Origin of the sequence: Brevibacterium sp. H602 (assembly GCF_051172395.1) — a bacterium.
In the GTDB taxonomy this organism is placed as follows: domain Bacteria; phylum Actinomycetota; class Actinomycetes; order Actinomycetales; family Brevibacteriaceae; genus Brevibacterium.
On record NZ_JBPIZD010000004.1, the window covers coordinates 34,242 to 47,151 of the forward strand.

The 12,910-nt window shown below is 65.1% G+C and carries 17 protein-coding genes; 6 read left to right on the forward strand and 11 right to left on the reverse strand.

Annotated elements, in window-relative coordinates:
- Positions 1-60 precede the first annotated feature (60 nt).
- Positions 61-612 carry a YbaK/EbsC family protein gene (locus ACSBQT_RS04335; protein ID WP_410709951.1) on the forward strand — a complete coding sequence of 184 codons (552 nt, stop codon included), beginning with the start codon at positions 61-63 and terminating at the stop codon, positions 610-612.
- A 63-nt stretch (positions 613-675) separates the two neighbouring features.
- Here the strand turns inward: ACSBQT_RS04335 and ACSBQT_RS04340 are convergent, their stop codons facing one another.
- The 4 genes from ACSBQT_RS04340 to ACSBQT_RS04355 are packed head-to-tail and all read right to left on the reverse strand — an operon-like array spanning position 676 to position 4,076.
- A complete protein-coding gene (locus tag ACSBQT_RS04340; protein ID WP_410709950.1) occupies positions 676-1,446 on the reverse strand; it encodes a phosphatase in 771 nt (256 codons plus the stop codon).
- 45 nt (positions 1,447-1,491) lie between these two features.
- Positions 1,492-2,421: a TrmH family RNA methyltransferase gene (locus ACSBQT_RS04345; protein WP_435000987.1), complete on the reverse strand. Its 930-nt coding sequence runs from the start codon at positions 2,419-2,421 to the stop codon at positions 1,492-1,494.
- A 30-nt stretch (positions 2,422-2,451) separates the two neighbouring features.
- Complete coding sequence (locus ACSBQT_RS04350) at positions 2,452-3,288, reverse strand: sulfite exporter TauE/SafE family protein (RefSeq protein WP_435000988.1); 837 nt, start codon at positions 3,286-3,288, stop codon at positions 2,452-2,454.
- A gap of 2 nt (positions 3,289-3,290) precedes the next feature.
- Positions 3,291-4,076, reverse strand: coding sequence for an ABC transporter ATP-binding protein (locus ACSBQT_RS04355; RefSeq protein ID WP_435000989.1), 786 nt, complete (start codon positions 4,074-4,076; stop codon positions 3,291-3,293).
- A gap of 44 nt (positions 4,077-4,120) precedes the next feature.
- Here ACSBQT_RS04355 and ACSBQT_RS04360 point away from each other — a divergent pair, with 44 nt between their 5' ends.
- Positions 4,121-4,855, forward strand: coding sequence for a hypothetical protein (locus tag ACSBQT_RS04360; RefSeq protein ID WP_435000990.1), 735 nt, complete (start codon positions 4,121-4,123; stop codon positions 4,853-4,855).
- On the forward strand, positions 4,852-5,529 hold the full coding sequence (serB, locus tag ACSBQT_RS04365; protein ID WP_435000991.1) for a phosphoserine phosphatase SerB: 678 nt from the start codon (positions 4,852-4,854) through the stop codon (positions 5,527-5,529). Before ACSBQT_RS04360 ends, serB begins: the two co-directional genes overlap by 4 nt.
- Positions 5,530-5,653: 124 nt before the next feature.
- On the opposite strand, the gene ACSBQT_RS04370 is transcribed toward serB, so the two are convergent.
- The 3 genes from ACSBQT_RS04370 to ACSBQT_RS04380 all read right to left on the reverse strand — a co-directional run bounded on the left by ACSBQT_RS04370 (position 5,654) and on the right by ACSBQT_RS04380 (position 7,785).
- Complete coding sequence (locus ACSBQT_RS04370) at positions 5,654-6,160, reverse strand: SixA phosphatase family protein (protein ID WP_172169584.1); 507 nt, start codon at positions 6,158-6,160, stop codon at positions 5,654-5,656.
- Between the two features lie 8 nt (positions 6,161-6,168).
- Positions 6,169-6,927 (reverse strand): enoyl-ACP reductase FabI, encoded by a 759-nt coding sequence (gene fabI / locus ACSBQT_RS04375; protein WP_101544266.1) that lies wholly within the window; start codon positions 6,925-6,927, stop codon positions 6,169-6,171.
- Positions 6,928-7,074: 147 nt separating this feature from the next.
- Positions 7,075-7,785, reverse strand: coding sequence for a beta-ketoacyl-ACP reductase (locus ACSBQT_RS04380; RefSeq protein ID WP_410709944.1), 711 nt, complete (start codon positions 7,783-7,785; stop codon positions 7,075-7,077).
- A 100-nt stretch (positions 7,786-7,885) separates the two neighbouring features.
- Between ACSBQT_RS04380 and ACSBQT_RS04385 the strand changes: the two genes are divergently transcribed.
- The 3 genes from ACSBQT_RS04385 to ACSBQT_RS04395 are packed head-to-tail and all read left to right on the forward strand — an operon-like array spanning position 7,886 to position 9,539.
- The gene (locus tag ACSBQT_RS04385) at positions 7,886-8,431 is read left to right on the forward strand and encodes a DUF3099 domain-containing protein (RefSeq protein ID WP_435000993.1); all 546 of its coding nucleotides are present in this window, start codon (positions 7,886-7,888) and stop codon (positions 8,429-8,431) included.
- Entirely contained in the window at positions 8,428-8,640 is a 213-nt protein-coding gene (locus ACSBQT_RS04390; RefSeq protein ID WP_173152345.1) for a hypothetical protein, read from the forward strand. The genes ACSBQT_RS04385 and ACSBQT_RS04390 overlap by 4 nt, the downstream gene beginning before the upstream one ends.
- Positions 8,637-9,539, forward strand: coding sequence for an SURF1 family cytochrome oxidase biogenesis protein (locus ACSBQT_RS04395; RefSeq protein ID WP_410709942.1), 903 nt, complete (start codon positions 8,637-8,639; stop codon positions 9,537-9,539). The genes ACSBQT_RS04390 and ACSBQT_RS04395 overlap by 4 nt, the downstream gene beginning before the upstream one ends.
- Before the next feature lie 51 nt (positions 9,540-9,590).
- Here ACSBQT_RS04395 and ACSBQT_RS04400 read toward each other — a convergent pair whose 3' ends face one another.
- The 4 genes from ACSBQT_RS04400 to sufU form a co-directional block, all read right to left on the reverse strand.
- Positions 9,591-11,189, reverse strand: a complete 1,599-nt coding sequence (locus ACSBQT_RS04400) for an ABC-F family ATP-binding cassette domain-containing protein (protein WP_092013696.1) — start codon at positions 11,187-11,189, stop codon at positions 9,591-9,593.
- Entirely contained in the window at positions 11,186-11,872 is a 687-nt protein-coding gene (locus ACSBQT_RS04405) for a ribonuclease H family protein (RefSeq protein ID WP_435000994.1), read from the reverse strand. Before ACSBQT_RS04405 ends, ACSBQT_RS04400 begins: the two co-directional genes overlap by 4 nt.
- 215 nt (positions 11,873-12,087) lie before the next feature.
- On the reverse strand, positions 12,088-12,423 hold the full coding sequence (locus ACSBQT_RS04410; protein WP_025778421.1) for a metal-sulfur cluster assembly factor: 336 nt from the start codon (positions 12,421-12,423) through the stop codon (positions 12,088-12,090).
- Positions 12,416-12,895, reverse strand: a complete 480-nt coding sequence (sufU, locus tag ACSBQT_RS04415) for a Fe-S cluster assembly sulfur transfer protein SufU (RefSeq protein ID WP_410711373.1) — start codon at positions 12,893-12,895, stop codon at positions 12,416-12,418. The genes ACSBQT_RS04410 and sufU overlap by 8 nt, the downstream gene beginning before the upstream one ends.
- Positions 12,896-12,910: the final 15 nt, after the last annotated feature.

A 12,910-nucleotide genomic window follows, 5' to 3' on the forward strand; every position in this document is an offset into this window, starting at 1 on the left:
TCGATTCTAACTGATGGGCCCGGACAAAGCGATTCGACACGGATCTCCTAAACTGTGGCCATGACCACGAAGGAACGCCTCTCCACTCAGTTCACCCTCCGACCCGCCGCCACCGCCCCCGAACTCATGGCCGAATCGACGGCCGCCGCATTGTCCACGGTCTCCGGCGATGTCGACGTCTTCGACATCGATCCGCAGATCGCCGATACCGCTGCTCTCCTCGATGCGACGGATCTGCCTCCGGCCACTTCGGCGAACTGCGTTCTCGTCGCCGGGTCGCGGGGTGGTGAGGAGCGGATCGCCGCCTGCATGGTGCTGGCGAACACCCGCGCCGACGTCAACAAGCGGGTCAAGAAGCTCCTCGATGTCCGCAAGGCCTCGTTCCTGCCGCTCGAACGCGCTGTGAACGAATCTGGGATGGAGTACGGCGGCATCGGTCCGATCGGCCTGCCGGAGAATTATCGGGTGCTCATCGACTCCCGCGTCGCCGAGGCCGACGAACTCATCATCGGTTCCGGTATCCGCGGTTCAAAGCTGCTTCTCTCCGGTTCCACTCTCGCGTCCCTGCCCGGCGCCGAGGTGATCGAGGACCTCGCGAACGAGATCGGCTGACCGTGGCGCTCGGGCCGGCACCATGCGTCGGTTGGGTGCCGCCCGTCAGTCCTATTGCGTCCGTTAGCTCAGTCCCGCTCGTTCGATGACGTAGTCGATGAGCGGAGCGTAGAGGTTGGGCACGACGTCGTCGTCGAGTGGGATGGTCGCTTCGATCTGCCCTTGCGCCTCGGCAACGAATAGGGCCGGGTCGTTGCAGTCGGCATAGCCGATCGTTCGCAGTCCTCTGCTCGAGGCGGCTCCGGCCCACCCGTGGTCGGCGACGACGAGGTCGGGGGCTGGTCCGCCGCGGGCGGCGATATCATCGAGCAGCGCATGCATGGGTTCGGCCAGGTGCGTGTGTGGACTGCCGCCGTGCAGGTGCCAGGTCCACACGTTGTTGATCTGTCTGACGTCCCCGCCGATCTCCGGAACCGGGATGAAATGATCACGGGTGTCGATGACGGCGCCGGCGTCTTTCGCCGCGGCGGCAATTGCCATATGCACGGGCAGGAGTCCGGCTGGGTGGCCGGTGGCGAAGAGGATCTGGCCTCCGGCGCGCGCGACCTCGCCGATGACCTCGGCGAGGCTCTCCAGAGCGTCGATGCACCGATCGGTGGAAATCGTGTCCACGCCTTCGACGAAATCGGGATCGGGCCGCAGGCCACAGCGCTCGACCATGAGCGCGAACACCGCGTCGTAGTCCCAGTCACGGGTGAGCTCGACTCCGAAGTCGAATTGGCGTTCCTGGTCGAGGAACCGGTAGATGTGCGAGAGGTTGTTCTCTCTCGGTGTGGCGACCTCCCCGGTGATCCGTCCGGCTTCAAGAGCAAGGGCTAGGGTGCTGCGGTCCACTGGGGTCCTCTCTGTAGCTTGCGGGGAATAGGGCACTGGAACAGCTCAATCTTCCTGCAGGGCGAAGCAGGTCACCGCCGAGGCGGCCGCGACGTTGAGGGAGTCCACTCCCCCGCTCATGGGGATCATCACGGTCGAGTCGCAGGCGGAGATCGTCGATCTCTTCAGTCCGTCGCCTTCGGTGCCGAAGACCACGGCCGTACGTTCCGGTGCGGTGGCGGCGAACTGGCGCAGGCTCACCGATTCATCATCGAGTGCCAGTGCCGCGACATGGAACCCGGCTTCCTGGAGCTCTGCGATCCCGTCTGGCCAGGATTCGATGCGAGTCCACGGCACCTGGAATACCGTGCCCATCGACACGCGGATCGAGCGGCGATAGAGCGGATCGGCACAGCGCGGGGTCACGAGTACGGCATCGGCGCCGAATGCGGCGGCAGAGCGGAAGATGGCGCCGACGTTCGTATGGTCGACGATGTCTTCGATGACGACGAGTCGCCTGGCATTGGCGATCAAGGAGGCGACCGGAGCCGGAGCGGGTCGGCCCATGGCCGCCAGCGCTCCTCGGTGGAGGTGGAATCCGGTCAGGGACTCCACTGCGGCATCCGTGCCGATGAAGATCGGCACATCGCTCTCGGAGATGATGTCGGCCAGGTCGAACAGCCATTTCGGGCTGGTGAGGAACGACCGAGGTGAGAGGCCGACGGCATGAGCGCGGCGGATGATCTTCGAGGATTCGGCGATGAACAGCCCTTCGGCGGGTTCGCGGACGCTGCGCAGGGCGACATCGGTCAGCTGCGTGTAGTCGCGCATGCCCTCGAGACGCCCGTGCAGGGCATCGCTGGAATCATCGACCTGGCTCCCAGCAGTCAGGTCCGCCTCGTCGAAGAAGCGCAGACGCTCGACGGCGATCCCGAGCTCAGCGGACCGATCGATGACCTGCTGCCGGGTCAAGGGTGCCTTGGCGGGAGTGTTCACAGCGCGCTTCCCTTCACAGCGGAATTCCGTTCACAGCGTGAGGATCCTCCAGATCGCGACGAGTCCGAGGGCCACGATGACGGCGCGCAGCAGCACGGGCGAGAACTTCCGCCCGATACGGGCACCGAAGTACCCGCCGATGAGTGAGCCGATGGCGATGCAGACAACGGCGATCCAGTTGATCCGGTCGTGACCGACGATGATGTACGTGCTCGCCGAGACCGTATTGACGACGAGGACGAGGACGTTCTTCAGCCCGTTGAGTCGCTGCAGATCATCGGGCAGCAGCAGACCGAGCAGGGCGATGAGGATGATTCCCTGGGCAGCGGCGAAGTAGCCGCCGTAGATCGCGGTGAGGAAGACGACGATGAGCACGGCGATGTACCGGCCCGTGGACAGGCGGTCCCCCGCCTCGGCGGCCCGATGCTCGACGCCGGCGGCCTCCGCCCGGCGCAGGGACCGGTTCTTCAGGTAGCGGGAGAGGTACGGCTGGCCGACCACCATGATCAAGGCCACGACGAGGAGGACCGGCACGATCGTCTCGAATGCGTCCTCGGGCAGGTGCAGCAGCAGATACGCCCCGGTCAGCGACCCGAGCAGAGAGGCGGGAACGAATCCGAGAATCCGTTTCCACTGCCCTCGCAGCTCTTCGCGGTATCCGAACGAGGAGGCGATATTGCCGGGGATGAGACCGACGGCGTTGCTCATCGTCGACACCACCGGCGGCACTCCGAAGGCGACGAGCGCAGGGAAAGTGATGAGCGTTCCGGAGCCGACGACGGCGTTGATGCCTCCTGCCGCGATTCCGGCGACGATGACGAGGCCGATCTGCCACGGTTCGAGGCTCAGGTGCGCCAGGAACTCCATGCTCAGAGGGCGGAACGTGCGTGGTAGCGCTGACCGTCCCGAGTGAGCTTGACGTCGATGCCGAAGGTCGCCGCGAGGTTCTCCGCCGTCAGGGTCTCCTCGATCGGACCGGAGGCCAGATCGGTGCCCTCGGACAGCAGCAGCACATGCGTGATGCCCTCCGGGATCTCCTCGACATGATGGGTGACCATGATCGTGGCCGGCGCCCACTTCGACGAGAGGATCTCCGAGAGTGCGCCGAGCAGCTCCTCACGCCCACCGAAGTCGAGTCCGGACGCCGGCTCGTCGAGCAGCAGCAGCTCGGGGTCGGTCATGAGCGCACGCGCGATCTGCACACGCTTGCGCTCGCCCTCGGACAGCGTGCCGAAGGTGCGATCGGCCAAGTGAGTGATGTGGAACGCGGCCAGCAGATCGTGGGCACGCTCGATATCGTCCTGCTCGTACTCCTCCACCCAGCGTCCGGTGACGCCGTAGGCGGCGGTGAGCACGGTGTCGAGGACCGCTTCGGAACTCGGAATGCGGTTGGCCAGAATCGTCGAGGCATACCCGATGCGCGGACGCAGTTCGAACACATCGACGCGGCCGAGCTGCTCCTCGAGGATGTTGACCGTTCCCGTCGTCGGATGCATGCGACCGGCCGCGATTTCGAGCAGGGTCGTCTTGCCCGCACCATTGGGTCCGAGCACTGCCCAATGCTCGCCTTCGGCGACGGTCAGCGAGAAATCGTCGAGGAGGAAATTCGTCCCCCGGCGCACGGACACAGAATCCAGATTCAGGACTTCACTCATATCTTCAGACTCTATCGCAGACGAGCCGTCTATCCTGGTTCGACATGGACCTCACGACCGACTCACTGCTGCTGACCCTGGCCCTCAACCACCGTCTGCGCTCGACCCTGCCCCCTGACGAGGTGACCTCTGCCTTCCTCGACGATGATCGTGATGTTCCTCTCATCGTCTCCGATGAGGTCTTCGACTCGGTCGTTCCCACCGGTCTGCTGGTCTTCGCCGCCGAGGCGGACGCCGCCGGAATCACTCATGCCCGCTTGGCTCTGCACCACCCGTCCCTGCCGCATACGACTCCCCCGGTCGATCGCACCGCCCGGACGAAGGTCGGACGCCACACCGCGCCCGTCGTCCTTCATCGCGGCGATGAGCAGGCGGCGATCGCCCTCATCGGCGCCGAGGCGAACGTGGAGATCATCGCCTGTGCGCCCACCGTCTTCCGCCCCGTCACGGTCGGGTCCGCCCCCGAGGCGCTGCGGCGTCTGCGCCTGCTGGTGATGGAGGGCCTGCGCCTCGTCGAGACCATCGACGTCCCCGAGGACTGGAGGCAGGGGCCGTGGCGTGACTGGCAGGAGGAGCTGTCGACGATGCATCCGATCTCCCGGCTCATCCCCACCGAGGCGGATTCTCGCGCGATCTACGCCGCCCTCGACATCCACCACCGGATGCGCACGGTGCTCGCCCCTGCGACGGTCGCCCCACCCGAGTTCGGTGCGCTGCTGTCTCAGCTGCACCCCGCCGCCGCGGACTACATCATGGCGGTGGCTACGATGAAGGGGTGAATGAGACGCCTCAGGCCACCGCCTCCCAGACCCCCGTCCAACTGCTCGTCATGGACGTCGATTCGACGTTCATCAACGAAGAGGTCATCGACCTCATCGCCGCCCATGCCGGAGTCGGAGACAAGGTCGCCGACATCACCGAACGTGCCATGGCCGGTGAGCTCGACTTCGCCGAGTCCCTGGCCGAACGGGTCGCCCTGCTGAGCGGGCTGCCGGAGACCGTGCTCGATGAGGTGCGAGAGCAGATCACCCTCACCGAGGGGGCCGCCGACCTGGTCTCGGCCGTGCACTCCTCCGGCGGCCAGGTGGCGCTGGTCTCCGGCGGCTTCACAGCCATCATCGCTCCCGTCGCCGCACAGCTGGGTATCACCGACGTCTTCGCCAACGGTCTCGACATCGCTGACGGGCTGTTGACCGGACGGACGAACGGCCGTGTCATCGACCCGAGCGCCAAGGCCGAGATCTTCGAGGATCTGCTCGCTGCCGGCGGATACGATCGTGCCGCCTCGGTGGCGATCGGTGACGGCGCCAATGACATCGGCATGATCGAAGCCGCCGGTCTCGGAGTCGCCTTCTGTGCGAAGCCGGCCCTTGTGGCCGCGGCGGACGCATCCGTGGAGACACGCGACCTGCGAGCCGTCATCGACCTCGTCGCTGCCCGTGCGAACGTGTGAGCGATCCCTCGGACGGTGTGGCACCTGTGCCATTGACCGCTGACTGACCGAAGACGCCTGTGGCGCTGACGAATGTCTCGTCAGCGCCACAAGCGTCTTAGATCGCGTCGGTCGGACGGAGCGTTCAGACTCCGTGGAAGACCCGGATCTGCGGGGCCGGGTAGTGTCCCGGCTCCACGTCCCAGCTCTCGAGGTCGAAGACCGCGATCGACGAGGGACGGAACGTGTCGGGAACCCCGCCTTCCGGATTGAGGTGGCCGACCACCTCGGCGACGGTCGGCTGGTGGCCCACGATATACGCGCACTGCGCATCCGCGGGGATCGAGTTGATCGCATCCAGCCAGTCGTCGACGGACCCGGAGTACAGCGAGGGATCCTCGCGCAGGGTCAGGTCACCCGGTTCGTCGAGGGTTCCTCCGTGAGCACGGTTGACGGCTTCGACGACAGCCTGTCCGGTCTGCACGGTGCGCCTGGCCGCCGAGGCGATGGCCACATCGGGTGACCAGCGCTCGGCGATCTCGGCACCGGCCTCGACCGCTTGAGCCAGACCCTTCGCATCCAGTGACCGTTCGAAGTCGGTCGGACCGTGCGCTTCCGCCTTGGCGTGGCGGGCGAGGATGAGCACAGGCATGAGCTGTCTCAGGCGCCGGTCGAGTGGAATCCGCCGTCGACGTGGATCATCTCACCGGTGGTGGCGGGGAACCAGTCGGAGAGCAGGGCGACGATGGCCTTGCCGGCAGGAGTGGTGTCCTTCTGGTCCCAGCCCAGGGGTGCGCGGTCGCCCCACATGTCTTCGAGCGTGCCGAAGCCGGGGATGGAGGTTGCGGCGGTGGTCTTCAGCGGTCCGGCCGAGACGAGGTTGACGCGCACTCCGTCTTCGCCGACGTACTTGGCGAGATACCGGGCGGTCGATTCGAAGGCGGCCTTGGCCACACCCATCCAGTCGTAGACCGGCCAGGAGATGGTCGCGTCGAAGGTCAGTCCGACGATTCCCGCGCCCTTGTTGAGCACGGGCTTCGCGGCCACGGCGATGGCCTTGAGCGAGTAAGCGGAGACGTGGATAGCCGCAGATACGGAGTCCCACGGGGTGTCGAGGAAGACTCCGCCGAGGGCATCCTTCGGTGCGAAGGCGATGGCGTGGACGATTCCGTCGATGTTGCCGCCGAGGCGCTCTGGCAGGGCTGCGAGATCCTCTTCGTTCGTGGCGTCGAGTTCGATGACCTGCGGGGTCTCGGGCAGGCGTTCGGCGATTACCTGAGTGATCTTCATCTGGCGGCCGAAGCTCGAGAGGATGACCTCGGCTCCCTGCTCCTGTGCGATGCGAGCAGCGGCGAAGGCGATCGACGCCTCGGTGAGCACGCCGGTGACGAGAATGCGCTTTCCGTCAAGAATTCCCATGGTGGTCCTTTCGAAAGGAAGGTGGTTGCGTGTGCATGACGCCGCTTCGGGCGGTGTCTCTGTATCGAAGTCTACGGGCTGTGGCCCGGCCGGGCCGCATCGTCTGCGGCCCAGGATCCGGTGGTGGCCGGCCCGGCGCCGTCTGGGTCAGTGGCCCATGCCCAATCCGCCGTCGACGGGGATGACGGCACCGGAGATGTACGCGGCTTCGTCGGACGCCATCCAGCGGACGACCTTGGCGACCTCACCGGGTTCGGCGAATCGTTTCGCCGGGATCGTCGACAGGTATTCCTTCTGCTGCTTCTCGCTGAGTTCATCGGTCATATCCGTGCGGATGAAGCCGGGGGCGACGACATTGGCGGTGATTCCGCGGGAGCCGACCTCACGGGTGATGGAACGGGCGAAGCCGACGAGACCGGCCTTCGACGCGGAGTAGTTCGCCTGACCGGGCACCCCGTAGAGACCCGACACCGAGGAGATGAGGACGATGCGGCCCTTCTTCGCGCGGATCATCCCGGTGATTCCGCGCTTGACGGTGCGGAAGGCACCGGTGAGGTTCGTGTTGATGACGGATTCGAATTCGTCATCGTTCATCCGCATGAGCAGGTTGTCGGCGGTGATTCCGGCATTGGCCACGACGACCTCGACGGGACCGAGCTTCTCCTCGATCTCGGTGAACGCCCGATCGATCGATTCGCTGTCGGTGACATCGGCGGCCACGGCCAGCGCTCCCTCCGGGGCCTGACCGTTGCGGGAGGTGACTGCCACCTTGTCCCCCTGGGCGAGGAATTCCTCGGCGATGGTGCGACCGATTCCGCGGTTGCCGCCGGTGACGAGGACTGTGCGTGGTTCTGACACGTTGGTCTCCTGTTGATCGACTGTGTTCTTCAAATCTATCGTGGACAAACCTATCCTGTCCTTTGGCCGATGGATACGACTCTCACAAAGGACGAGTATCATGTTTGGCAGTCATCGATCGAAGAAGGATATGGTCAGGCACGCTCAGCAGATCACAACGGCAGACACCGCCCTTGATGACGATATGCGGTCTCGGATCATCAAGTATTCGATCACCATGGGCATCAGGACGGTCTGCTTCGTGGCCGCCTATTTCGCTTTCGTCGCCGACATGCACATCCTCATGTGGATCTGCGTGGCAGGTGCGATCGTCCTCCCCTACCCTGCGGTGATCTTCGCCAATGCGGGCCGCGAACGCACCCGAGACGATCGTTCCGCCCTGCTCGAACAGGCCCCGCTGACAGAGCTGCCGCCGGCGCGCGGTGAGACGATCTCCGGCGACACCCTCGGCGGAGAGACGATCGATGACGAGACGGACGACAATGCAGATCCCCGAGGCGGCGCCCCTGACGCGACCGATCCAGGCGAGGATCACCAGAGCGAAACGATCCGGGGCGAAACGATCCGGGGCGACACGGTCCCGGGCGAAACCGTCCAAGGTGAGACCGTCGACGACAACGACCAAGACAGGAAGGACCAGGCTTGAGCGAGCAGCTGCAGTGTTCCGCGAAGGAATGCCGGGCGTTCGCGACCCGCGCCCTGCTGTGGAACAATCCCCGCGTCCACACTCCCGAACGGAAGAAGACGTGGTTGGCCTGTGATGAGCACCTCGACTATCTGCGTGACTTCCTGACTCTGCGCGACTTCTTCATCAGCGACGTCTCCGTCGACGAGATTCCGGAGGACGCAGGTTGAGCCGCTATTCCTTCCTCTTCTCCGCACGCTGGCTCAAATACATCGCCATGGCGATCATCGTCATCATCGCCTGCGTGTTCCTCGCCCTGTGGCAGAAGGACCGCCGCGACCAGCGGGAGCAGGAGATCGCGACGATCACCGCGAACTACTCCGCCGACCCCGTCGACATCGCCTCGGTGCTCTCGACACCGAATTCGACGCTGGAGACCGCCGATGAGTGGACACAGGTGGAGCTGAGCGGAGAGTTCTCCGACGAGGACACCGTCCTCGCACGCAACCGCACGGTCGAAGACAAGCCCGGCTTCTATGTGGTGACTCCGTTCGAGATCAGCGGCGGTTCGACGATTGCCGTCGTCCGCGGCTTCACCGCCGAACAGGATTCCGTGCCGCCGGCTCCCCAGGGTGAGCAGACCGTGGTCGCTCATCTGCGTCCCGCTCAGGACGGGTCCGAGGATGAGAACCCGAAGGGACTCATCAAGGCCATCGATCCCGCACGGATTCCCGGTATGGACGATGCCTATTCGCATGTCTACGTCGAGGCCTCACCGGCCGAGACGGGCGGCTCCCCGGAAGAAGGGCTGACCCCGATGCCGATGCCCGAGCTCGATCCGGGCAACCACCTGTCCTATATGCTCCAGTGGTTCGCGTTCGGGATCATGATCATCATCGCCGTGGTCATCTCGGCCCGTCGGGAACGCAAAGCCGCCGCCGAGGCGGTCGACCACGGCTCTGCCGAGAACGAAATGGTCGTCATCGACAAGGCCGCCCTCGACGCGGGTGCGAAGATCAGTCAGCCCGGCAGCCGCTATGGCCGCAACCGCTGGGCATCGCCCACCGTGCGCGGGCAGGCCGAAGCCGATGAGGATGCCCTGTTCGAGGAGCGCTTCCGCTCTCAGTGAGCCGATCAGCCGAGTCAGGCCGACCGGCTCAACCGAGTGCGATGAGCCGGCTCAGGCGAGCGTGACGAGGTCGAGGTACGTGTCGTTCCACAGATCCTCGTCGCCGTCGGGCAGCAGGAGCACACGGTCGGGATCGAGCGCGGACACCGCACCCTCATCGTGGGTGACGAGCACGATCGCGCCTTCGTAACGGCGGATCGCCGAGAGGATCTCCTCGCGGGAGGCCGGATCGAGGTTGTTCGTCGGCTCGTCGAGCAGCAGCACATTCGCGCTCGAGACCACGAGGGTCGCCAGTGCCAGACGTGTCTTCTCGCCTCCGGAGAGGACCCCGGCGGGTTTGTGTACATCGTCGCCGCTGAAGAGGAACGAACCGAGCACGTTGCGCACCGCGGTGTCATCGAGGTGCGGGGAGTTCCGCGACATGTTCTCCAGCACTGTGCGCTCGAGGTCGAGGGTCTCATGCTCCTGCGCATAGTAGCCGAGCTTGAGGCCGTGTCCGGGCACGACTTCTCCGGAGTCGGGTTCGTCGAGTCCGGCGAGCAGACGCAGCAGCGTCGTCTTGCCGGCACCGTTGTAGCCGAGTACGACGACTCGTGTGCCCTTGTCGATTGCGAGATCGACACCGGTGAACACCTCCGTCGAACCGAAGCTGCGAGAAAGCCCTTCGGCTGTCAGCGGCACACGTCCGCAGTCGGCCGGAGCCGGGAAGCGCAGATTCGCGACCTTCTCCGTGGCGCGTTCGTCCTCGAGCCCGGCGAGCAGCCGGTCGGCGCGCTTGGCCATCTGCTGGGCGGCGACGGTCTTCGTCGCCTTCGCCATCATCTTGTTCGCCTGGGCGTTGAGCGCAGCGGCCTTCTTCTCGGCGTTGGCACGTTCGCGGCGGCGACGCCGCTCGTCGTCCTCACGCTGTTTGAGATAGAGCCGGTAGCCCATCGAATAGATGTCGATGGTCTGACGGGTGGCGTCGAGGAAGAAGACCTTGTTGACCACTTCGTCGATGAGATCGAGGTCGTGGCTGATGATGATCAGACCACCGGAGTAGGCCTTGAGGTGGTCGCGCAGCCACAGCACGGATTCGGCGTCGAGGTGGTTCGTCGGCTCGTCGAGGATCATCGTATCCGGAGCCGAGAACAGGATCCGGGCGAGCTCCACACGGCGGCGCTGACCGCCGGAGAGCGTCCCGATCTCCTGGCTGATCAGTGCTTCGTCGAGGCCGAGGTTCGCGGCGATGGCGAAGGCTTCGGATTCGGCGGCATAGCCGCCGGCGGCGATGAACTCCGCTTCGATGCGCGGGTAGCGGTCGATGGCCTTCGTCGCCACCTTCTCGTCCGGTGAGGCCATCTGCCGTTCGGCCTTGCGCAGACGCTTGACGAGGACGTCGAGGTCGCGCACCGAGAGGATGCGTTCCATTCCGGTGGCAGTGAGGTCGCCGCTGCGCGGATCCTGCGGCAGATAGCCGACGGTGCCGGAGATCGACACGGATCCGGATTGAGCCGGGTGTCCGCCCATGATCACCTTGGTCAGAGTCGTCTTGCCGGCGCCGTTGCGACCGACGAGACCGACCCGGTCGCCCTTGTCGACGCGGAAGGACACCTCGGACATGAGGGTGCGGGCGCCGACGGCGACTTCGAGGCCGGAGGCCTGAATCATTCTGTCTCCAAACTGCGGCCGATGAGCTCGGCCAGAAATTCTTGGGGGTGGATGCCGCGGGCCTGGGCCCGGGCGACTGAGGACGGCACACGGCAGGACACGACAGTGGAGTCCGGCCCGGCCGCTGTGGTCACGGGCTCGACGGAAACGTCGTCCTGAGCAACAGGTTCCGTCGGGTTGTCTGCCTGATCATCGTCGGCTGTCGTGGTCGACGTCCCCGCGGGGACGTATCCGGGGCCTTCCGGCACGGGCGTGCCCTTCTGGAAGGCGGTGGCTGCCGCGCGGGCGCGAACGTCGGCGGCCTCATTGAGTTCGTGGTGGTTGTGTCCCTTGACCCACTCGAACTCGACCGTCCGCCCGTTCAGTGCCTCATCGAGAGACGCTAAGAGGTCCTTGTTGAGGACTTCTTTTCCATCGGCTTTCTTCCACCCTTTGCGTTTCCACCCCGGCATCCATTTGGTCAGGGCGTTGATGACGTACTGCGAATCACAGTATATCTTCAGCTCGTCGTCGCTGTCCGCGGTCGACCGGAGCAGGTCGAGGACGGCCATGAGCTCACCGCGGTTGTTCGTCGCGTTCTTCCACCCACCGGCGTGCCAGGAGGTGTCGTCAATGTACCAGGCCCACCCGGCCGGTCCGGGATTGCCGAGCGCTGATCCGTCTGCGGCAGCGATGATCGTCAATGGTTCTCCTTGGAAAGTCGGATTCCATTCTTTCACGCCGCTGCCTGGTTCTCGGTCCGCGGGGCGGTGATCTCCGCGACCCTGCCCAGCGACGAAGGCCGGATCGGACGACAATCGCCGAGGCGGGGCTGACCTTCTCAGGTCGCCCCGCCTCGGCGATGGTGTTCGTCTGCGTTCCCGAGGGACGCGGACAACCGAACGTCGTCGGTGTCGGATCAGATATTGAATCCGAGGGCGCGCATCTGTTCGCGGCCGTCCTCGGTGATCTTCTCCGGACCCCATGGCGGCATCCAGACCCAGTTGATCCGGTAGGCCGGCACGATTCCCTCGAGCGACTGTGCGGTCTGGTCCTCGATGACATCGGTCAGCGGGCAGGCCGCCGAGGTCAGGGTCATCTCGATCACGGCAGTGCCGTCGTCTTCGACCGAGAGTCCGTACACGAGGCCGAGATCGACGATGTTGACACCGAGCTCGGGATCGACGACGTCCATCATCGCTTCGCGCACTTCGTCGACGCTGGCATTCTGCGGTGCGTCAATGACTTCAGGCATTGTGTTTCTCCTCACGAGCTGCTTGTGCTTGGTTGAGTGCGTCCTTGAACGCCATCCATGCCAGGAGAGCGCATTTGATCCTGGCCGGAAACTTCGACACTCCGGTGAACGCCGCGGCGTCCCCGAGAATCGACTCATCCGCCTCCATTGTCCCACGGGAATGCATGAGTTCGTGGAACGCGCCTTCGATCTCGAGCATCTGCGGGGCGGAGGATTCGGCGGCCAGCTCCGACAGCACCGAGGCCGAAGCCATCGAGATCGAACAGCCGTCGCCGGTCCACCGCACCGCGATCGTGCCGTCCTCACGCAGTTCGGTCTCGAGCTCGATCTCATCGCCGCACGTCGGGTTCACCTGATGCGAATATCCGTGCGGTGACGATGCTGCGTCACGGAGCAGTTCGGTGTTGCCGATGCGTGCCCGCGACTGGTCGAGGATGACCTGCTGGTAGAGCTGCTGCATCTGTGTGCTCATCGCTTCGCTCCCCTC